General features: G+C 70.6%; 19 protein-coding genes. 9 read left to right on the forward strand and 10 right to left on the reverse strand.

Annotation, left to right across the window (positions count from 1 at the left end):
* The first annotated feature begins 10 nt into the window (after nucleotides 1-10).
* On the forward strand, nucleotides 11-226 hold the full coding sequence (locus IW256_RS36350) for a DUF3311 domain-containing protein (RefSeq protein WP_197015264.1): 216 nt from the start codon (nucleotides 11-13) through the stop codon (nucleotides 224-226).
* The gene (locus IW256_RS36355; RefSeq protein ID WP_197015265.1) at nucleotides 226-1,689 is read left to right on the forward strand and encodes a sodium:solute symporter family protein; all 1,464 of its coding nucleotides are present in this window, start codon (nucleotides 226-228) and stop codon (nucleotides 1,687-1,689) included. The genes IW256_RS36350 and IW256_RS36355 overlap by 1 nt, the downstream gene beginning before the upstream one ends.
* On the opposite strand, the gene IW256_RS36360 is transcribed toward IW256_RS36355, so the two are convergent.
* The 4 genes from IW256_RS36360 to IW256_RS36375 all read right to left on the reverse strand — a co-directional run bounded on the left by IW256_RS36360 (nucleotide 1,667) and on the right by IW256_RS36375 (nucleotide 5,644).
* A complete protein-coding gene (locus tag IW256_RS36360; protein ID WP_197015266.1) occupies nucleotides 1,667-2,326 on the reverse strand; it encodes a TetR/AcrR family transcriptional regulator in 660 nt (219 codons plus the stop codon). The genes IW256_RS36355 and IW256_RS36360 overlap by 23 nt on opposite strands.
* Before the next feature lie 69 nt (nucleotides 2,327-2,395).
* Nucleotides 2,396-3,172 (reverse strand): SDR family NAD(P)-dependent oxidoreductase, encoded by a 777-nt coding sequence (locus IW256_RS36365; RefSeq protein WP_197015267.1) that lies wholly within the window; start codon nucleotides 3,170-3,172, stop codon nucleotides 2,396-2,398.
* A 55-nt stretch (nucleotides 3,173-3,227) separates the two neighbouring features.
* Nucleotides 3,228-4,793, reverse strand: a complete 1,566-nt coding sequence (locus IW256_RS36370) for an AMP-binding protein (protein WP_197015268.1) — start codon at nucleotides 4,791-4,793, stop codon at nucleotides 3,228-3,230.
* Entirely contained in the window at nucleotides 4,790-5,644 is an 855-nt protein-coding gene (locus tag IW256_RS36375; RefSeq protein ID WP_307829309.1) for an enoyl-CoA hydratase/isomerase family protein, read from the reverse strand. The genes IW256_RS36370 and IW256_RS36375 overlap by 4 nt, the downstream gene beginning before the upstream one ends.
* Between IW256_RS36375 and IW256_RS36380 the strand changes: the two genes are divergently transcribed.
* The 3 genes from IW256_RS36380 (at nucleotide 5,643) to IW256_RS36390 (ending at nucleotide 8,832) form a co-directional block, all read left to right on the forward strand.
* A complete protein-coding gene (locus IW256_RS36380; protein WP_197015270.1) occupies nucleotides 5,643-6,431 on the forward strand; it encodes an enoyl-CoA hydratase/isomerase family protein in 789 nt (262 codons plus the stop codon). The two genes, IW256_RS36375 and IW256_RS36380, sit on opposite strands and share 2 nt — an antisense overlap.
* Nucleotides 6,432-6,712: 281 nt before the next feature.
* On the forward strand, nucleotides 6,713-8,410 hold the full coding sequence (locus IW256_RS36385; protein WP_197015271.1) for a Hint domain-containing protein: 1,698 nt from the start codon (nucleotides 6,713-6,715) through the stop codon (nucleotides 8,408-8,410).
* Nucleotides 8,411-8,424: 14 nt separating this feature from the next.
* Nucleotides 8,425-8,832: a hypothetical protein gene (locus tag IW256_RS36390; protein ID WP_197015272.1), complete on the forward strand. Its 408-nt coding sequence runs from the start codon at nucleotides 8,425-8,427 to the stop codon at nucleotides 8,830-8,832.
* Between the two features lie 174 nt (nucleotides 8,833-9,006).
* Here the strand turns inward: IW256_RS36390 and IW256_RS36395 are convergent, their stop codons facing one another.
* Entirely contained in the window at nucleotides 9,007-9,351 is a 345-nt protein-coding gene (locus tag IW256_RS36395) for a hypothetical protein (protein ID WP_197015273.1), read from the reverse strand.
* Nucleotides 9,352-9,656: 305 nt separating this feature from the next.
* Between IW256_RS36395 and IW256_RS36400 the strand changes: the two genes are divergently transcribed.
* Nucleotides 9,657-10,616, forward strand: coding sequence for a DUF5996 family protein (locus IW256_RS36400; protein WP_197015274.1), 960 nt, complete (start codon nucleotides 9,657-9,659; stop codon nucleotides 10,614-10,616).
* A gap of 273 nt (nucleotides 10,617-10,889) precedes the next feature.
* Here IW256_RS36400 and IW256_RS36405 read toward each other — a convergent pair whose 3' ends face one another.
* Nucleotides 10,890-13,649: a helix-turn-helix transcriptional regulator gene (locus IW256_RS36405; RefSeq protein ID WP_197015275.1), complete on the reverse strand. Its 2,760-nt coding sequence runs from the start codon at nucleotides 13,647-13,649 to the stop codon at nucleotides 10,890-10,892.
* Nucleotides 13,650-14,462: 813 nt separating this feature from the next.
* Between IW256_RS36405 and IW256_RS36410 the strand changes: the two genes are divergently transcribed.
* Nucleotides 14,463-15,308 carry an alpha/beta fold hydrolase gene (locus tag IW256_RS36410; protein WP_197015276.1) on the forward strand — a complete coding sequence of 282 codons (846 nt, stop codon included), beginning with the start codon at nucleotides 14,463-14,465 and terminating at the stop codon, nucleotides 15,306-15,308.
* Nucleotides 15,309-15,463: 155 nt separating this feature from the next.
* Nucleotides 15,464-15,886 carry a (4Fe-4S)-binding protein gene (locus IW256_RS41815; RefSeq protein ID WP_231404071.1) on the forward strand — a complete coding sequence of 141 codons (423 nt, stop codon included), beginning with the start codon at nucleotides 15,464-15,466 and terminating at the stop codon, nucleotides 15,884-15,886.
* Between the two features lie 192 nt (nucleotides 15,887-16,078).
* Here the strand turns inward: IW256_RS41815 and IW256_RS36425 are convergent, their stop codons facing one another.
* Entirely contained in the window at nucleotides 16,079-16,450 is a 372-nt protein-coding gene (locus IW256_RS36425) for a MerR family transcriptional regulator (RefSeq protein ID WP_197015277.1), read from the reverse strand.
* A 145-nt stretch (nucleotides 16,451-16,595) separates the two neighbouring features.
* Between IW256_RS36425 and IW256_RS36430 the strand changes: the two genes are divergently transcribed.
* Complete coding sequence (locus IW256_RS36430; protein WP_197015278.1) at nucleotides 16,596-17,501, forward strand: NADP-dependent oxidoreductase; 906 nt, start codon at nucleotides 16,596-16,598, stop codon at nucleotides 17,499-17,501.
* Nucleotides 17,502-17,603: 102 nt separating this feature from the next.
* Here the strand turns inward: IW256_RS36430 and IW256_RS36435 are convergent, their stop codons facing one another.
* The 3 genes from IW256_RS36435 to IW256_RS36445 form a co-directional block, all read right to left on the reverse strand.
* Entirely contained in the window at nucleotides 17,604-18,518 is a 915-nt protein-coding gene (locus tag IW256_RS36435) for a DUF1963 domain-containing protein (protein WP_197015279.1), read from the reverse strand.
* A gap of 691 nt (nucleotides 18,519-19,209) precedes the next feature.
* Nucleotides 19,210-19,665 (reverse strand): phosphatase domain-containing protein, encoded by a 456-nt coding sequence (locus IW256_RS36440; protein ID WP_197015280.1) that lies wholly within the window; start codon nucleotides 19,663-19,665, stop codon nucleotides 19,210-19,212.
* A 4-nt stretch (nucleotides 19,666-19,669) separates the two neighbouring features.
* Nucleotides 19,670-20,233: a CGNR zinc finger domain-containing protein gene (locus IW256_RS36445; RefSeq protein ID WP_197015281.1), complete on the reverse strand. Its 564-nt coding sequence runs from the start codon at nucleotides 20,231-20,233 to the stop codon at nucleotides 19,670-19,672.
* Between the last annotated feature and the right edge of the window lie 385 nt (nucleotides 20,234-20,618).

The raw sequence follows: 20,618 nt of genomic DNA on the forward strand, positions 1-20,618 counted from the left end.
GGAGAGGCACATGTGGTTGCGTCTCGTCCTGGCCGCGTTGCCGTTCGCGTTCTTCCTGGGGGTGGTCCCCTGGGTCAACCGCACCGAGCCCTACGTCCTCGGCCTGCCGTTCTTCCTGTTCTGGCTGAGCCTGTCAATCGCGCTCACCTCCGTCTGCATGGCGGTGGTGTACCGGCTGGATCCGGCCAACCGGCCCGACCCGGCCGGCAGTGAGGAGGAGGGCTGATGTTCGTCTCGCTGGCGCTGATCGCGCTGACCCTGGCCGTGGCCGTCTACCTCGGGGTACAGGCCCGCGGACGCAAGGCCATGGACCTGGAGAGATGGGCCGTCGGCGGACGATCGCTGGGAGGCGTCTTCGTATTCCTGCTGATGGCCGGGGAAATCTACACGACCACCACGTTCCTCGGCATCAGCGGGTTCATCTATGCCAACGGCGGTGCCGCCTACTACATCCTCGCGTACGTCACCCTCGCCTATGTGGTGTCGTACTGGCTGCTTCCCGTGCTGTGGCGGTACGCGAAGCAGCACGGCCTGGTGTCGCAGGCGGACTTCTTCGCCAAGAAGTACGACAGCCCCGGCCTCGGCGTCGTCGTCACGATCATCGGGATCGCCGGCATGGTCCCGTTCCTCGTCCTGCAGCTGAAGGGGCTCGGCATCATCGTCTCCGAGGCCTCCTACGGCGCGGTGTCCCCCGCCGCTGCGATCGTGGCCGGGGGCGTCCTGCTGACGGGGTACGTCGCGCTGTCCGGGTTGCTCGCGGCGGCCTGGACATCGACGGTGAAGGACATCCTCATCGTGGTCGTCGTGGCCTTCCTCGGCGTCTACCTGCCCTTCAAGCACTTCGGCGGCGTCGGAGAGCTGTTCGCAGCGGTCGAGAAGGCCCGGCCACACTTCGCCGAACTCCACACCGACAGCCTCGGCCTGTCCTGGTACGTATCCACGGTCCTGGTGTCCACACTCGGCTTCTACATGTGGCCGCACCTCTTCACCGCGACGTTCTCGGCACGGAAGGAGTCGACGTTCAGGAAGAACGCCGTCGTCTTCCCGCTCTACCAGCTGTTCCTGCTGTTCGTGTTCTTCGTCGGCTTCACGGCCGTGCTGGCCGTCCCGGGCCTGCCCGCCGGGCAGGCCGACCTGTCGTTGCTGCGGCTGGCCAAGGAGTCGCTGCCGCCCGTCGTCATCGGGCTCGTCGGCGGCGCCGGGCTGCTGGCCGCGCTGGTGCCCGGAGCGATGTTGCTGAACACCACCTCGACCCTGGTCGCGAACAACGTCTACAAGCCGCTCCGCAGGGAATCCGACGCCGGCCGGGTGGCGCGTCTCATGGTGCCCTGCGTGGGCGCGGTATCGGTCTACCTCGCGCTGATCGACGGAGCGGCGATCGTCACCCTCCTGCTGCTCGCCTACGCGCTGGTGACCCAGCTCGCCCCCGCGCTGCTGCTCAGCCTGCTGCCGCGGAATCCGGCCAACAGCCGGGGCGTCGGCGCGGGCATGCTGGCCGGCACCGGCACCATCGCCTACCTGACCGTGAACGGCCTGACGGTGGCGGACGTGGCGCCGTTCCTCCCCCCGGCGCTGCTGCACGTCAACGTGGGCGTGCTCGCACTGGGCGTGAACGTCGTCGTGCTGGTCCTGGTCACCCTCGCCACGTTCCGGCGGGCGCCCGTCCTCACTGCCCGAGGAAGCGCGTAGGTTCACCGATGTCGAGCTCCGCGCGCCGCACGGGACGTCCGTCCCGTGCGGCGCGCATCAGCGCCAGCCCGCCGTCGGCGTAGGTGCGGCACAGTTCGTGCAGTTCCAGCTCGCCGCTCGGCCGGAACCAGTGGGACACCGCGGTGCACATCTCCAGGAGGCCGATGGTCAGGGCCTTGGTGTTGGGCACCGTGAACACCTGGGAGGCGACGCCGTCCTCCACGGTGGAGCGCCAGACGCTCTCGTACGCGTCGCGCAGGGCGATCACGCGTTCGCGGCGCTCCCCGGAGAGGGCCCGCAGCTCCGTGTCGGTGACGATCTTGGCCAGCCGGTCGGTGACGTGCGCCCACACATGCTGCTCGATGAGCATCGCCAGCTGCTCGGCGGGCGTCGGCAGCGCCCGCCGCGCCTCCTCGGCCGCGCGCTTGAGCGGCTCCGTGCTGGTGACCATGATGTCCACCAGCAGGTCGTCCTTGCTGCCGAAGTGGTGATACAGGGACGAGAGCGTGATGCCGGCCCCCGTCGCGATGTCGCGGATGCCCGTACCGTGAAACCCCCGCTCGGCGAAGAGGCCGATGGCCGCCGAGCGGATACGGCGAGGCGTCTCACCCGCTACGGCGGCAGGCGTGCGCGGCATCGAAGGCTCCTACCCGGTCACGAGGCTGTCCAGGTACGAGAACCTACCCGATATGACGATCAACGGAGGTCAGCCCACCATCGACAGCCCGCCGCTGACGGACAGGACCTGGCCGGTGATGTGGGCGGGAGCCGCGGCGAAGAAGGCGACCGCCTCGGCGATCTCCTCCGGCCGGGCCGGCCGCCGCGTCGGCGTCGCACGGACGATGGCGTCCATGGTGGCCGCGGCCCGGTCGTCCCGCTTGATCTCTTCCAGCAGCGGGGTGTCCGTGGGGCCCGGGCAGACGCAGTTCACGGCGATGCCACGGCGCGCGGTCTCGCGGGCGATCGACTTGGTGAACGCGATCGTGCCGCCCTTGCACGCGGCGTAGACGGCCTCGCCCGACGAGCCGACCCGGCCGGCGTCGCTGGCCACGTTCACGATCCTGCCGCCGCCCCGCTCCACCAGCCTCGGGAGGGCAAGGTGGGTGGCGTTGAGCACGCCCTTGAGGTTGATGTGGATGAGCTTGTCCCACAGGGCCGGGTCGGTGTCGGTGAAGCGCCGCACGTGATCCCACCCGGCGTTGTTGATCAGCACGTCCAGGCCGTCCATGCGCGCGCAGGCGTCGTCCATGGCCCGGCCGAGGCCGGCGTAGTCACCCACGTCGGCCCGCACCGCGAAAGCGCCGGGCACCTCCCGGGCGAGCGCCTCCGCCGCCTCCGTGTCGAGGTCGACCACGGCGACGGACGCGCCGGACGCACCGAGCCTGCGAACGATCGCCGCGCCGATGCCTTTGGCGCCACCGGTCACGACCACGGCGGTGCCGTGAAAGCCGGACTCGTGGCGGGACTGAGAAGAACTGCTCATTACGAGATCCCTGTCGTCGATGATTGGGGTGAGGACGCGGGGGCTAAAAGCGAAGTCAGCCGCCGGCTTCCCGGTCGAAGGTGGAGCCGCCCACTCCGCGCGACTTGAGCGCGTGCTTGGCGACCTTCTCGGTGGGCGTCTTGGGAAGCACTCCGGTGAATTCGACGTATCGCGGCACCATGTGACGCGGTAGCCGTTCCCGGCAGTAGGCGAGCAGTGTCTCCGCGTCGAGCCGGGCCCCCGCCCGCAGCGCCACCGTGATCATCACCTCTTCTTCGGTGAGTTCACTCGGGACGCCGAACGCGGCCACTTCCAACACGGCCGGGTGCTCGCCGATGACGGCCTCGATCTCGAGGGCGGAGATGTTCTCTCCGCGCCGCCGGATCACGTCGGCTCCGCGTCCGGCGAAGTAGAAGAATCCCTCCTCGTCGCGGTGCGCGAGGTCTCCGGTGTGGAACCACAGGTCACGCCATGCCTGGACGGTGGCCTCCGGCATGCCGGCGTACTCGCTGAGGATCACATGCGGCTCGAGAGGCCGGATGCAGATCTCCCCGACCTCACCGCCGGGCACCTCGAAGCCGTCAGGGTCCAGGACCCTGACATCGAAGGGATGGACGGGCCGGCCGCACGAACCAGGGCGACGGGGTTCGCCCGGGCGGTTGTACAGCACGATGCCGGTATCGCTGAGGCCGTACACCTCGACCAGTTCGACGCCGAACCTGCGCTCGAACTCCCCGGCCCAGCCGGGCAGCGGGACCCCCCAGCCGAGCCTGGCCGGATTGTCGGCGTCGTCGGGTGCCGGCCGCTGTTTGTACAGCATGGTCAGAGTCGCACCCATGTAATCGAAAACGGTCGCCTGGTAGTGGCGTACCTGCTCCCAGAAACGTCGCACGGAGAACCGTTCGACGAGCGCCGCGGTCGCGCCCAACGCGAAGGCGGGAGCAACGGTGAAGATGGCCGCATCGGCATGGAACAGCGGGAACGGGCAGAAGAGCACATCCTCCGCCGTCAAGCCGAGCTGGTCGGTGAAGATCTCCGCCTGCCGGTGCACGTACCGGTGAGAGAGGACGCAGGCCTTCGACCGGCCGGTGCTCCCCGAGGTGAACAACAGGATGCTGGGATCGCCGGGGCCGGTCGTGGAACGCGGAGCGGAGCCCGGGTGCGTCGCCAGGTCGTTCCACGACCGGATCGGGATCGTGTCGATGCCGGTTTCGGCGCGGCCACGGACGAAGATCATGCGCAGGTCCGCGCCCTCGGAGACCACCTCCTTCATCGCCGGAAGGAACCGCTCATCGACGACCGCGACCTCGGCCCGGCTCGTCCGCAGCACGGTCCTGAGCCCATCGCCGAGGAGCGCCGTGTTCACGGGTGCCGCGACGGCTCCGATACGCCCCAACGCCAGCCAGGCGACGACGAACTCGACGCAGTTCGGCAGAACGAAGGCCACGGTCTGCCCCGCGCGAACGCCGTTCTCCACGAAGCCGGCGGCCACCGAACGAACCTGCGCCGCGAGCCGGCCGTAAGTGAGCGTCGCGTCCTCCACCCGCAGTGCGGGATGGTCAGGCCGCGTCCGTGAATACCCGTCGACGAGGTCGCTGAGCGTCCCCACGTCCCGCGTCATCGCCCTGTCCCTTCACCCGAACGACGGGCGGCGAAGTCACGAAGGCCCTTCTCGCCCGCCGGGCCGCGCCGGGCCCTCCCCACGGCCTCCGCCTCCCGCGCCAGCGCGTTCACGATGGCCTCCTTGCCTGCATCATCGAACAACCGCCTGGTCAGGCGAACGGCCTGCGACCGGCTCGCCATGCCCTCGGCGAGCGCCATGGCCCGGTCCAGAAGCCGATCGTCGGGTAGCACCTCGCCCACCAGGCCGGCCGCCAGAGCCCACGCGGCGTCGAAGGTCCTCCCCGTGAGCACCATGTCGCGGGCACGGCCATGCCCGACGATGGCCGGCAGCAGCACCGAGGCGCCGTTGGTGACCACCAGCCCCCACGCCACCTCGGGGCACGCGAACACCGCACGCTGGGCGGCCACGCGCAGGTCGCAGGCCAGCGTCAGCTCAAGCCCGCCTCCCATCGCCGCACCGTTGATCGCGGCGATGCTCGGCTTCTTCAGGTCGAGCAGCGTCCTGGTGAGCCGTTGAAGCAGCCCGATGCTCTGATCGAACGTCGCGGCATCGGTGCTCGCGGCCTCGGACAGGTCATCGCCCGAGCAGAACCCGGGCCCGGCGCCGGTCAGCACGATCGCCCCCGTCTCCTGGCACCCCTCCGCCTCGACCAGCACGCCGATGAGATCGCGCAACATCCGGCGGGACAGCGCGTTCCGCACCTCGGGGCGGTTCAACGTCACCACCGAGACGGGTCCTTGACGGTGGAGCAACACGTGCTCTGCACGGCCGCCCCCGGTGGCCGTGGCGCATTCGAGTGACATGAGGCTATTGTATCGATCGATCGATTCCAAGCAAGGAGGGGACATGGACCGCTACGCGGCCTACCAACGGCTGAACGTGAGCTGGGCGTCGCACGGTGTACTGAAGGTGACGATCGACAACCCCGGCCGCGCCAACGCCCTCGACGCGGTGGGACACACCGAGATCACCCGCATCTGGCGCGACGCCGAAGCCGACGAGCGGGTCCGCGCCGTCCTGGTCACCGGGGCCGGTCGCACGTTCAGCGCCGGCGGAGATCTCGACTGGGTGCAGAGCTTCGCGGACGACCCGCAAGCCCGGATCGCCGGCCTGCGCGAGGCCCGGGAACTCGTGACCAACCTCATCGAGTTCTCCAAGCCCGTCGTCTCCTCGGTGCGCGGAGCGGCGGTCGGTGCAGGACTCGTGGTGGCACTGCTCGCGGACGTGTCCGTGGTCGCCAAGGACGCCCGCCTGATCGACGGCCACACCAGACTGGGCGTGGCGGCGGGTGACCACGCCCCCCTCGTCTGGCCGCTGCTGTGCGGGCTGGCCAAGGCCAAGTACTACCTGCTCACCTGCGATCCGCTGGACGGCGCGGAGGCCGAGCGCATCGGCCTGGTGTCCCTCGCGGTCGACGACGGGGACGTCCTCGACCAGGCCACCGACATCGCCGTCCGGCTGGCCGGAGGCGCCCCCACCGCCCTGCGATGGACCAAGCAGGCCCTCAACTCCTGGCTTCGTGCGGCCATGCCGCACTTCGACGCCGCGCTCGCCCTCGAGTTCCTCGGTTTCGCCGGCCCTGAGGCGGGGGAGGGGATCGCGGCCCTCAGAGAGAAGCGCACACCCGTGTTCTAGTGTCATGCGCCTGAAACCCGTCGACCTCATTTTGCGAGGGATCCGAGGATCTCCTCGGCGGTATTGGCCCACACGAAGGGTTCAGGGGCGCTGTTCCAGTGATCCATCCAGGCGTATGCGGCAATCCGCTGAGTGGACCTCAGGCCGGCCAAGCGGAGGAACTTCGCTGCATAGGGAAATCTTCTTGATAGGGGCTGCCGTCCCGATCTGCCACCGCAGACTTGCCGGTTGAGATGATGCCTTAGAGGGACGGTGCATGCCCCGGGCAGCATGGGCCGGCCATGCGCAACCGGGAAGTGGCCGGACAGCACGCTCAGAACGCCTGCCCTGACGCGCAGGACACCGTGATCTTGCTGGTGGCCTCGGTCGTCGCCGCGATCACCGTCGTGGCCATCCCCGACACCGTCGTCAAGGACATCCGCGCCGGGGTGTGCCGGGTCGCCGGCGGGGAGGACTGCGTCCCGGGCGCGCGGCCCGGCCCGGGCGCCTCCCCGAGCCGCTCGCCGGGCGGCTCGCCGGGCCTGCCCTCCACCTCCACGCCCGGCGGATCGACGCCCGAGCTGCTGGAGTACCAGGCCGCCCAGGCGGCCCTGGCCCAGGCCGAGCGGGACGCGCAGGGCGTCGAGAACGAGTGGAACGACTTCAACCTCCTCAAGGAGATCGTCAAGCTCGGCCTTGACTGGCTCGCCGGCGACATCATCAACTGCATCAAGAAGCCGAACCTCAGTGACTGCATCTGGGGCCTGCTGGCGCTCGTTCCCTGGGGCAAGATCGGCAAGGCGCTGAAGTCCATCCCCAAGGTCGTCAAGCTGATCGACCGCTTCCTGGACCTGAAGCGGCGGCTGGAAAAGGCCCGCGACGCCCGCAGGGCCGCCCGGTCCCGGCTCGACAAGGCCCTGCAGGCATGCCAGGGCAGACCTGGCAACAGCTTCCCGCCCGGCACCCCTGTGCTCATGGCCGACGGGCGCCGAACGCCCATCGAGCAGGTGGCCGTCGGGGACCTCGTCTGGGCCGCCGACCCCGCAACCGGACGGGCCGGGCCGCGCCGGGTCGACCGCACCATCGTCGGCAGCGGTCGCAAGGATCTGGTGGACCTGCGGGTCGACCTCGATGGCGCGCTGGGCGGCCCCACCGCGCGAGTGACCGCCACCGCCGGCCACCCGTTCTGGGTGGCCGCCGCAGGCGACTGGATCGACGCCGGCCGGCTCGTGTTCGGCGACGTCCTGACCACGCCGACCGGCCATCCGGTGGCGGTGATCGACTCGCACCGCCGCACGCGCGAGCAGCGCGTCCACAACCTCACCGTCGAGGGCCTGCACACCTTCTACGTGTCCACCGGCGGGCGCGACCTGCTCGTCCACAACCAGGGCGGCCCGACCACGGGCGCCTGCGACCTGCTCGCCCGCCAGCGAGCGAAGATCAGCCAGGACATCGACAGCGCGCTCAGGCGGGGCCGGTACGAAGACGCGGACAACCTCATCGACCAGGCCCAGGCCAACGCCGACGCGGCCCGCCGGGCGGCGAACCAGAACCCGACCCCCGCCAACCGGAACGCCGCCAACGCGGCGCAGCGCGAGGTCGACCTGCTGCGGAAGAAGGTCGTCGACACCAAGATCGACACCGCGATGCGGTCGGCGAACGAGGGCAGCCGCCTTGAGGCGACCACCGCCAAGTCCCTTCGCCACATCGTGCGCGATTTCAATCGCAAATACGGGCCCAACGGTTCACTGGGCGAGATCGACATCGAGACCAACAAGGCCATCATCGAAGTCGCCGGCGGCCGGAAGTACTCAAAAGAGGGCCAGCTCGAAGGACTGATCAATAACAGAACAAAGAATCCCACCGGAAAGCCGGTGATCCTGCTCGCCACCCAGCTGTCCGGGAAGCAGGCCGCGCTGGCCAGGCAGACGGGTGCTATCGTGGTGCGCACCGAATATGAACTCAAACAGGTTCTGCGAAGCCTGGGTGAACCGGTCTGAAACAAAGGAGCGTCATGGCGTACGAGGTCATACTCGTATTCGCCGACTCCGTGCACCCGGAGGAGTTCCTCGACCTCATCGAGGAACTCGGCGGTGTGCGACGTCCCGATGAGTGGACGAGCGGCCGGCTGTCGCGCGAGCGCCGGCATGTCTGGGTGACCGTGGCACCGAGCCCCGACCTCGAGTTCGAGCCGGAGGACCTCGAGGAGTACGAGCGCAAGCTCGGTGCGCCGATGCGCGCGGCGGTCATCCTCTCCATTTCCACGACCAAGGGCAGCGACGCCGTCGCCATGGAGATCTTCGAGGCGGCGGCACGGCGCTGGCGCACGATCCTGGACGATAATTACGGCAGATACTTCTCCGTCGACGAACTGCGCCGCTACCCCCTTGACCGCCTGCCCTTCAACGGCGGCCCCGTATGACTCCGCGCGCACCCCACACCGGGAGCGGTCCGCATTGGCGGTTTTAAAGGTTGCCACGTAGAAATACCGGCAGGCCTCTTTCGCTACATCACCAGCGGTGAGGGGGCGTCGCAGGCCATGGCCGTCCCCGCGAGCAGACATCTCACCATGCTCACGAAGTGAGCCGGGGTGGGCTCAGGGGCGCCAGGTGCCGCGCGGGCCTCTGAACGGCCAGGCCCAGCCGTCGGGATCGCCGAGTCCGCTGTGGGTGAGGCCCAGGCCGGTACCGGTGAGTTCGGCCACCAGGAGTTCGGTGAGGGCCGGGAAGATTCCCTTGTCGCTGACGACCGGCCAGCGATCGGGGTCGGGGTCGCGGGTGTCCCAGCAGAGGGTGTCGCGGCCTTCGGTACTGCCGCAGTACACCAGGCCGCCGGGCTCGGGGTGGACCGTGTACTCGTGCTCGGGGTCGGTGCCGTCAGGCCTGTCCCATTGCTCTGACCAGTCCGGAAGGTACTCGGCGCGCCGCTGTCGGACCCGCATCCCGAGGTCGCCTCCCTGGATCGCGAACCCGACAGGCTGTGACACCAAGATCGACTGCCTGCGCCGCGCCAGGAGCATCGGCCCTCATCGATGACGGTGGACGACAGATCGACCGACCGATCCGGCGGGGGCCGCGGCGCCCTACGCTCGGCACCTGAGCCACCCCGCACGCGCCGCCGTTCTCGAGGAGAAGACGGTTCCTTCACCTGGATCGACGTCGAGGTCCTGGCCGGAGGAGCCCGTCCGCGGGACATGAACACCACGACCGCCACCCTCTCGTGGCGCCGCGAAGGACGTGATGACCGATGACCAGCCCCGCCACGACGAGCTGGCCGAGCCTGCGGGTCTCGGACTGGATTCCCACCCGCGAGACCCTGCACATGTGGACCCAGATCGTGGGGAAGATCCGCATGGCCCACGCTCCGCTGCTCAACCACTGGTGGCAGGTGACCCTGTACGTCAGCCCGCGCGGGTTGACGACGTCGGCCATCCCGCACCGCACAGGCGCCTTCGAGATCGAGTTCGACTTCGTCGGCCACCGGCTCGAGGTCCGCAGCAGCGACAGCGGTACGCGGAGCCTCCCGCTCCGGCCGATGCCGGTCGCCGAGTTCTACTCCCGGGTCCTGGACATGCTCGACCGGCTCGGGATCGAGGCACCGATCCGGCCGCACCCCAACGAGGTCGAGCCGGCGATCCCCTTCGCCGAGGACCACGTCCACGCCTCCTACGACGGCGAGGCGGCCACCCTGTTCTGGCGCCAGCTGCTGCAGGCGAACCGGGTGATCGGCGAGTTCCGGTCGCACTTCGTCGGCAAGGTCAGTCCGGTGCACTTCTTCTGGGGAGGAATGGACCTCGCCTGCACCCGCTTCTCCGGGCGGGCGGCTCCGCCGCACCCCGGTGGAGTACCCAACTGCGGGGATTGGGTCATGGTCGAGGGCTACTCCCGGGAACTGTCCAGCTGCGGGTTCTGGCCCGGCGGTGGAGAGGAAGGCGCCTTCTACTCCTACGCCTACCCCGAACCCGATGGGTTCGCCGATCAGCCGATCGGCCCCGAAGGGGCCTACTTCAGCACCGAGTTCCAGCAGTTCCTGCTGCCCTACGAGGCCGTCCGCGCCGCACCCGATCCCGACCGCGCGGTCACCGAGTTCCTCCACACCACCTATGAAGCCGCCGCGAACCGCGGACACTGGGACCGCCCCGCGCTGGAAGACGACCCCTTCCGATGGCATCGAACCCCAGCACCTCAAGGAAACAAGGACGCCTGACCGGGCCGAACCCACCGGCCCCACCGCGACCTCGCCGAAGTCATCGCCCCCGTCGAGCTGTGGCACGGGGAGCTGGATCGGATGGACCCCGTCGCCCACGCCGTGGCTCTCCCGCAACCCGACCGACGTCCGAGCCCGCCTGGAGCCTGACCACGGTCACGTCTCGCTCACCGTTCAGGGCGGTCAAGTGATCGTCCCGACGATGGCGAGGACGAGGACGAGGTCATCCACAGGACTCGCGGGTGCGCGATCGATCATCGGCACGCCGCCGGGTCAGTCACCGGCCGTGCTGAACCGCAGGTCACCCTCGAAGTCGATCCGGGCCAGGTCGGCGCGGGAGGCGATGCCCAGCTTGGTGTAGACGTTGGCGAGGTGGTGGCCGACCGTGCGAGGGCTGATCAACAGTTGCGCCGCGATCTCCCGGTTGGTCAGACGGTCCGCGGCCAGCCGCGCGACCCGCAGCTCCTGCGCGGTCAGCCCGGCCGCCGTTGGCGGACCGGGTACGCGGGGGGCGGTCGGTCGTTCGGTCAGGGCTTGCTCGCGCAGCGCCCGCGCCCGCAGCGGTTCCGCCCCCAGGCGGTCGAAGACCTCGGCGGCCCCGGCGAGCTGGAGCCGGGCATCGGCCCGGCGGCGCGCCCGCCGCAACCACTCCCCGTACAGCAGCCGGGTGCGGGCGTACTCGAACGGATCACCCGCCGCCCCCACGACGTCCAGAGCGGCTCGGAACGAGGCCTCGGCCGCCGCTCCACCCTGGACGAGGGCGCGGAGCCGGTGGCCGGCCGCGCGGGCCCAGGTCGCGCCCGTACGCTGCGCCCACTCCTCCACCATGACGACCTGAGCCTCGACGACGTCGGTGTTCCCGACCTGCACCGCCGCCTCGACGGTGTCCACGGCGGCGAACAGCGCGCAGGTGGGGTGAGCGGCCTCGTGGCCGGGCTCGGCGAGACACAGCAGGTCGGCCAGCGCCTCCTGGGGACGGCTGCCGAACAGCGCCGCCCGTCCACGGTGCCAGTACGCCGCGGCGCTGAGCACCCGCACCCCGCGCGGAACCGAGACCCGCAGGATCCGGGTGGTGTGCTCGGCGACGGCGCGGCCGTCGCCCCGGGCGGCGGCCAGCGCCCCGAGGGACGAGTGGCACTGCGTCGCCACGTGATCCGCCCCGACCTCCTCGGCCAGCCGCAGCCCCTCGGCCGCCGCGGCCTCGGCGGCACCCCACCGGCCCGCACCGAGGTCGAGGACCGCGGTCTGGGAGCGCACCACTGCCAGTGCGGCGAGCTCGTGCCGGCGCCGCAGCTGTGCGGCCTGCACGCGCAGCACGTCGAGCAGCCCGTCCTCGATGCCCCAGGCCTGGACCAACGGCACGGGCGGGAGCAGCTCCCACGCGGCCGCACCGAGCCGGCCGACCGTGCCGCTGGCCATGCCCAGAAGGGTCGGGGTGACCTCGCCGGTCTGGTCGTAGCAGGACCACCAGTTCCGCAGCACGGGCAACAGTTCCGACAGGTCGGGGTCACCGCCGGCGTCCACGGCCCGCACCTGCTGCAGCGCCTCCTGCTGGAGGTCGGGCCGACCGGCCGACCACGCGGCGCGGACCGCCACCGTTCCCAGCTCCACCGCGCGGCGGGGCTCGGGGACCACGGCCATGTCGCAGACCAGGTAGCGGTGGGCGCGCTCGGGCCTGCCATTGGCGAACTCGAGGATTCCGCGCAATCCGCCGCTCAGCCGGGCGACGGGAAGCTCACCGCACAGGCGTTCGGCGTCCTCGAGCAGCTGCCGCGCGGTCTCGGCCCGGCCCGCGTCCCACGCGGCACGGGCGGCAGCGGCCAGCCTGCGCCCGGCCGCGGCCGGCGTCGGCGAGAGCTCCGCGGCCCGGCGCAGCGTGCGCGCCGCCATCGGACCCGCGCTGCGTCGCAGGCACTGCTCGGCGGCCTGCTCCAGCAGTGCGGCGACGTCCTCGTCCGGCCCGTCGGCGGCGGCGGCCAGGTGCCAGGCGCGTTCCGCGGTGGCACCCGCCGGCAGCGCGGTGGCCAGCGCCCGGTGCGCGGCCTGCCGGTTCAGGAAGGGGGCGCCGTCGTAGACCGCCGCCCGGATCAGCGGGTGCCGGAACTCAAGCCGGGCCCCCGAGACGCGGAGCAGCCCGGAGCGCAGGACCTCGTCCCAGGTGATCGTGTCGACCCCCCACCCGGCCCCGGCGCGATGTACGACGTGCCGGTCACCCCGGTCCTCGGCCGCGGCCAGCAGCAACAACGCCCGAGCCGGCGGCGTCATGGCCGCGGCCCGGGCGGCGAACGCCCGCCGCAAGCGCGGCCCCACCGGCATCAGGTCCCCGGATCGCCCGAGCGGCGCGTCACCATCGGGCTCGTGATCGAGGGTGGGCAGCTCGTGCAGCGCCAACGGGTTGCCCCCCGCCGTCCGGATCGTGTGGTCGGCCAGCGCCTCGTCGGCCCCCGGAACGGCGGTGGCCACGAGCTTCCGGGCGTCGTCGTCGGCCAGGCCCACCACCTCCAGCGCCGGCAACCCCTCCCACGGTCCCGAGGCGGGATCCTCGTGCCCGGTGAGCAGCACCACGACCCGGTCCGTCGTCACGCGTCGCGCCAGGAAGCCGAGACACTGCGCGGTGGCCTCGTCGATCCACTGGGCGTCGTCCACCACGACGAGCACCGGTCGTTCCCGAGCGAGTCCGCTGACCAGCGACAGCACGGCCGCGCCGATGAGGAACCGGTTGGTCGTGTCCCGGCTCAGCCCCAGCGCCCCGCGCAACGCCGCGGCCTGCGGGGCGGCGAGCGTTTCCAGCCGGTCCATGACCGGCCACAGCAGCTCGTGCAGCGCCGCGAACGCGAGCCCCGCCTCCATCCGGGAGCCCCGGCACCGCAGCACCGTCGCGTCGGACGCCGCCGCGACGGCGTACTCGAGCAGGGCGGTCTTGCCGATACCCGGCTCGCCCCACAGCACGAGCCCGGCACCCGCGCCACCCGCCGCCCGATCCAGCAGCTCGTCCAGGGCAGCCGTCTCGGCATGCCGCCCGAACAGCTCCATGTCCCACCCCAAGAATGTCGCGCCGGGCCGCGGTGGCGCCCGTTTCGAGGCTACAGCCCGATCTGGCCCTCGGCGGCGACCGATTGACCAGCCGATCCGGGCGCCACCGGCGCCGCGGCCCGCGCCGACCCCGTGCCACCCGAGCCGAGCGAGCAGGCGCCTGGTGTCACACTCCGCAGGATCGGTACGCCTGCCATCACACCTCGTGATCGGAGTTTCGACTGGCGCAAGCCGGCACGGTGCCGGCCGGCGGTGCCATGGTCACCACCGTCCCCCTCGCCTCGACCAGGGCGTAAGAGGATCGCAGCGGCGGCACCGGGCCGCCGCGGCACGCGAACCGGATAGCCGCACGTGTCCTCTCCGGCACCTACGCCATCGAAGCTCCACGTAGCCCGCCGCGATTCCTCGAATCGTGGTCTGCTCGCGGGCGCAGATGACCGTTCGCGGAACGCGCCGCCTCCGAGCGGCCCCATCCGGACCACGTGCCGTTGCAGTACGAACCCGCGACCGATACGGCGACCGATTCGCGAGCTCGGGCGGCCGACGTAGGTTCGGGCACGCTGAAGGGCCTTCGGCCCACAACCCGACCAGGGAGTCGACCACACCACCCGGCACGTCCTCGAGAAGAAGACCAGCAACAGCTCTGGGGGAGCGGCTGGCGGGAGCCACCAGCCAGGCCAAATACCACGCGTACACCGTGCTGGAGTCGATCCGCCTGGCCCGGCCCCGACCACCGCTTGCGGGGAGAGCCCCCGCCCTTCCAGACCTGCCGCAGTCCGACCGTCATTCCGCACCGAGATCAAGGACCAGGACATGGCAACCGTCACCGTCGGCACGGAGAACAGTGCCCCCATCGAGATCGCGTACACCGACCGCGGCAGCGGCCGGCCCGTCGTCCTGATCCACGGCTATCCCCTGGACGGGTCGAGCTGGGAGCGCCAGGAGCGGGCCATCATTGACGCCGGCTACCGGGTCATCACCTACGATCGCCGAGGCTTCGGGGATTCGACGAAGGTCGGAAGCGGCTACGACTACGACACGTACGCCGATGACCTCGACGTCCTGCTGAGGACACTCGACCTGCGTGACGTCATCCTCGTCGGCTTCTCGATGGGAACGGGAGAGCTGGCCCGCTACGTCAGCCGCCACGGCCACGAGCGCGTCGCGAAGCTCGCCTTCCTCGCCTCGCTCGAACCGTTCCTCGTCAAGGCCGACGACAACCCGACCGGCTTGCCCCAGGACGTCTTCGACGGCATCGCGAAGGCCGCGCAGGACGACCGATTCGCGTGGTTCACGCAGTTCTACGAGGACTTCTACAACCTCGACGAGACGCTCGGCTCGCGTATCAGCCGGCAAGTCGTGACCGCCAGCTGGAACACCGCGACGAAGTCGGCGCCGGTCGCCGCGTACGCCGTCGTGCCCTCCTGGATCGAGGACTTCCGCCGCGACGTGGAAGCCGTCCGCGAGAGTGGCAAGCCGGCGTTCATCCTGCACGGGACCGCGGACCGGATCCTGCCGATCGACGCGACCGCCCGGCCGTTCAGGGATCTGCTCCCCGAGGCGGAGTACGTCGAGATCCCCGGTGCTCCGCACGGGCTCCTGTGGACGCACGCGGACGAGGTGAACGGGCCGCTGCTCCGCTTCATCGGCGAGGGCTGACACACCGGTCGCCGACGACGGTCGGCGGCGAGGGAGGAGATCGACACGATGAGGAGCACGCCGCCGGGCGGGCGCGAGGTCTCCAGGACCTGCTGTGTCAGTCCCGCAGCAAAGTCAGCGACTGAACACCGGGCATGGCAGCGACGGAGGCCGGTATGAGCGGAGGAACCGGGAAGAAGGCGTACGAGGGCCAGGCGATCACCGTGACATTCGAGGCCAGGCGCTGCCTGCACGCCGCCGAATGCGTCCACGGTCTGCCGGAGGTCTTCGACCCGGGCGAGCGCCCGTGGATCCAGCCGGACGGCGCCGAGGCCGGCCGCCTGGCCGAAGTGGTGCGGCGCTGTCCCTCAGGCGCGCTGCAGTACGAACTCGTGGACGGCGCTGCGGAGACCCCGGACCGGCCCACGCAGATCACGCGCAACTCCGTCGGACAGTTGATCGCGCGCGGCGAGTTGAGCGTGGACACGGCGGAAGGCCCGCGCGCGGAGACCAGGGCCATTCTGTGTGGCTGCGGGCAGAGCCGCCTTCAGCCGTACTGCGACCACGCGGGGCCCTGCGGCCAGGCACCGTCGGGCTGACCCGCCCCCTCACACGCGAGTGCCCCAGAAGAACCAGGAATCGCGGAACGCTGAAGGGGTTGCGAAAGCGATCGCGGCGGCGCCCGCCTGCGCATCCGCTGGGAGATACGCGACGACATCCACGCAGCCTTCCTCACCCTCGGATGCGCACTCATCTGCTGGCGACGTCTGAGCTCGTTGCGGCAGTAATCGTCACTGCGCGTGAGAGCAGTCGGAATCAGGGTCCCGCGTGATGGCGATCATGTCGTCGAGTCGGTCGCGCACAGCGAGCAGGTCGGTGATCCGCTGGTCGATGCGGACTCGCTCGGCCGCCATCTGGTCCAGGAGTGCCTGGGGCGCTTTTTCTACGCCCGAGTCCACACACGGCAGCACCTCGCGGACCACTCTGCTCGGGAGGCCCGCGGCATACAGCTGCTGGATCAGCCGGACTCGGCCGACGGCGGTGTCGGGGTAATGCCGCTGACCGCCGGGGCTGCGGTCCGCCCGGAGCAGACCCTGTTCCTCGTAATAGCGCAGCGCCCGGACGCTCACTCCCGCCTTCTCGGCGACCTCACCGATGCGCACCGGTCCTCCTCCGCCGGGCGGCCCGCCCGACTTGCACCTGACGTCAACGTCAGGTTCTAGCGTATTGGGCGTCGGCACTCGCCGAGCATTCACCCCACTGATCTCACGAACGGCCGCCCCAGGCCGCGTGGAAAGGCAGAACGCCATGCGCGCAGTCCGCTATCACGAGTACGGCGGTGTGGAGACCCTTGTGGTCGAGCAGGTGCCGGACCCGCATCCCGGGCCCGGCGAGATCCGCATCCGCGTCGCGGCGGCCGGCGTCAATCCCGTCGACTGGAAGGTGCGTTCCGGTGCGGTGCAGGAGGTGCTCCCCGTGGACCTGCCCGCGATTCCTGGGCGTGATGCCGCCGGCGTGGTCGACGAGACCGGTGAGGGCGTGCAGGGGGTGAGCATCGGCGACCGTGTCTTCGGGCTGGGCGGCGTAACCGGCGCGACAGCGGAGCTGGCCGTGCTCTCGGCCTGGGCCCACGCGCCCACCACCTGGACCGACGAGGAGGCCGCCGGCGCCGGCCTGGCATCCGTGACCGCGATGGGCGGGCTGAAGGCGCTCGGTCCTCTGCGGGGGCGCACCCTGCTCATCGAGGGCGCCGCCGGAGGCGTGGGCAGTGCCGCGGTCGAGATCGCGGTGGCTCAGGGCGCCACCGTGATCGGGACGGCCAGCGAGCGCAACCACGAGTTCCTCACCTCCCTCGGAGCCGTTCCCACCACCTACGGCACCGGCCTCGCGGAGCGCCTCGCCACCTTGGCTCCGGACGGTGTCGACATCGCGCTCGACACCGCGGCGTCCGGGTCCCTGGCTGATCTCATCGCGATCGTGGGCGACCCTGCCCGCGTGTCGACGATCGCCGACTACGCCAACGCGCAGCGCCTGGGTGTGCGTCTGGCCAATGCGGAGAACGACTCCACGCTCCTCGCCGAAGCGGGCGAACTCGGCCGTCAAGGCCGCTACACACCGCGCATCGAGCAGACCTACCCGCTCGAACAGATCGCGGAAGCGCACGCATACGCCGAGCGCGGACACACGCGGGGAAAGATCGTGGTCTGTATCTGAGCCTGTCCCACCGTTCGGCCCCCGCGACTTCGGCCGCGGGAAGCCCGCACCGTTCCGGACGGCTCATATCTCGCTGGGGAAGCCTCTACGACCTCTTCAAGGTCACATGGGGTAGCGGCGGATCGGGTGGTCCCAGGAGGTCGGGCAGTAGAAGATCTGCAGGTAGGTGTGGTCGCCTACGGCGAGGCCCGTGGGTTCGGTGAGGGCTGTTCCCATTCCCATGGGTTGCTCGGCAGGGGTGCGGTAGGAGGATGGGGCGGTGGCCGGGGTATGCCGGACCTCCATGCTCGCGATGGTGAGCAGCGCTTCCATCCGGGTGCCGCAGTCGCAGGTGAACCAGCCGTGGTAGGGCCCACCGATGTTGGAGTCGGCGGGCCATCCGCCGACCTTGCAGCCGTCGGCGTGGGTGTTGACGGCCTGGTACCAGGTACCCAGGCGTTCGTCCTGCTCTCTGACGTGGTCGTAGAACTCTTCGCCCAGGATCCAGGCGGGTGGGTACTCGGTCACCTGCTCGGGGTCCAGCGTGCATGGCACCGGCAGGTACGAGTCGTCCACCAGGATGCCGTCGTCCCGGACGCCGGTGTCGGGGTCGGGCAGTGGCGGGTTGGGCAGCAGGTCGGTGATGTCGGCGGAGTCGCGCCAGAAGACCCGGAAGTACTCGTCGACCGGATCGCCTTGCTGCGACCCGTACAGGCAGTCGACCGAGTCGTCGGGCACCCAGAGCACCTGGAGCAGGTCTTTGCCGGGAGGGTGGGGCAGGTCAGGCAGATCGCGGACCCACAGCTGCGCTCCGGGGACGAGCGGTAGCGGCTCGGTCTGCGGGGCCCGGTCGCTCCGCGAGCCGTACGCGTGGCGCGGCCACGGCTCGTCGGCGGGCCACAGCAGTGGCCCGCCGATCGAACTGTCCCGCACCCCGGGATCGCCGGGGGTCGGGTGCAGCATCGTGGTGGTGCGCTCGTAGCCGCGCAGGGCCGGGAAGATCGTCGTGATGTCCGAGGGCGGGGGCGGGGTTCGCACAGTGCCGCATTTTGCCGGTCCGGGGGTTACGCGTCCACGCGCAGAGCACGCCCGGCGACGTTCTCGGCCGTTGTACGGGGACCGGGTGGTGAACGTCGCCCGCGGCCGGTTCCTATCGGCACTGCCAGACCTGGGCGTGCCCGTGGGAGCGGCCGGGCGGCACCACCTTCCATTCCGTCAACGACGGCATCGAGAGCGCACTCGACCAGGCCAGCGAGGCCGCCGGCGACCGCGACGGTCGGGCTTGCTAACCCTGGTGCTAACAGTGGGGCTGGACGGGTTTGGACGAGAGGGTGGGACCCAGGAGCGTCCGGGAGGAGACCCCAGCAGGTCAGCGGACACGTGTGGATTTGTGTGGATCTTGTTCGTGAAAACCCCGGGACCGGCCCGCCCCGCGGCGCCGGATGCCGGGGCGGGGAGCCGCCGGACCACGCGGGGTTGCTTGCGCTCCCGGGCGCGTCAGGTCGCCGTCAGTACGTCACCCAGGCTCGCCAGCAGAACCGCACATCCCTCCTCGGCGAGCTCTGCCGAGTGGCCCTCGTCGAAGTAGGCGCTCTGTTCGGTGTAGGTGAGGACGGCGCCGTCCCCGGCCGGAGTGATCTGGACGGTCGCCGTTCGGATCGGTGGACGACTGCGAACGCACCGGCTGCTCGGCTGCGGCACCGAACGCGGGCCGTGTCCGAGGGCCTTGTCAGCGGTCGGGGACGACCTGCGGGAAACGGCTCACCCATCGGCGCTGCCAGGGGGTTTCCACGGCTTTGGGGTGATGGTGTGCGCGGGCCCAGTCGATCGCGTCGGCGGCGTCCACCCCGGACAGGATCGCCAGGCAGGCGATGACCGTGCCCGTCCGGCCGACGCCGCCACCGCACGCGACCTCGGCCATCGCACCGGAACGCGCCTTTTCATGCAGGTGATGGATTTGCCGGACGGCCTCGTCGGAGTCGCGGGGCAGCAGGAAGTCAGGCCAGTCGACCCAGACGTGGGGCCAGGACAGCGCGGCCTCGTGGCGGCGGCGCAACCGGCCGGAACCGAGGTAGAGGCCGACGTCGGGCGTGGGCCCTTCGGGCAGTGGACGGCGCAGGCCGCGGCCGCGGATGGAGGTGCCGTCGGGCAGGCGGAGGGCCCCGTGCAGAGGTGAGGTGTTCATTGGATCAGGCCCTTTCCTGGTGGCGTGCGCGGTGGTTGGCGACGTTGACCCGGTTGCCGCACAGATCGGGCATGCAATAGAGGCGCCTCCCGGCCCGGCTGATGTCGGCGAACACCCCTCGGCAGCCAGGGGCCGCACACGGACGGAAACGCCCGTGCCCCAGTGTTCGCACGACGCCCAGAATGCCGATGGCGACGAGCGCGGCGAGTTCGTCGGCAAGGTCGGCTCCCGGCGCGGTCGGTACCAGCCATTCCCAGCGGCCCGTGTTCCGCAGTTCCAGGGTCGGGGCCAGCCCGGCGCGCCGGATCAGCACGGTCGCGCCCGCGACGGCCTGGTCGGCGGTCTCGGTCTCGATGATCCCCCGCACCTCGCGGCGCAGGAAGTGCACCTGCCGGACGTCCTCGTCGGTGGGCGGGCCGGCGCGTCGCAGCCGGTGCCCGGTGAGGAAGGCCGCCAGCGCGATCGGGTCGGGCAGCGCGTCTCCGCTGGTCCGCACGGTGGGCGAGGTGGCGACCAGGTCGTTGGCGACCATCACCCCCCAGCTGTAGTCATCAATGGGGATCTTCACGGCACCTCCGGGTAATGCTTACAGTAGCACTATAACCCTTACATGTGTCGGACGATGCCGCCGAGCCGTTCACCGTGGCTGGGAAGCGGTCTTTCCTCTATCGCCGCGGTGCTCTGCCGTTCGCACGGAGCCACAGCCTCGGCGGTACCCACGGCCAGGCGCCGGTGTCCGGGCTGATCGCGAAGTCCAGCAGGCCCGCTGCCACCGCCGGGTCCTCGAGCTGAATGCGGTGATTCGTCGTCCGGCTCGGGCCGGCACGAGCAAGCGCGCCATCATGCGGGAGTTCGGGGTCGGGCACGCCACCGTAAAGCAGCCACTGGATTCGGGCCTGGCCCAAGCCTCGCAAGCCGAGCTGCCCCCAGGTGGTGTCTCGGTTGTTGGCCGA

The sequence above is a fragment of the Actinomadura viridis genome (assembly GCF_015751755.1).
Taxonomy (GTDB): Bacteria; Actinomycetota; Actinomycetes; order Streptosporangiales; family Streptosporangiaceae; genus Spirillospora; species Spirillospora viridis.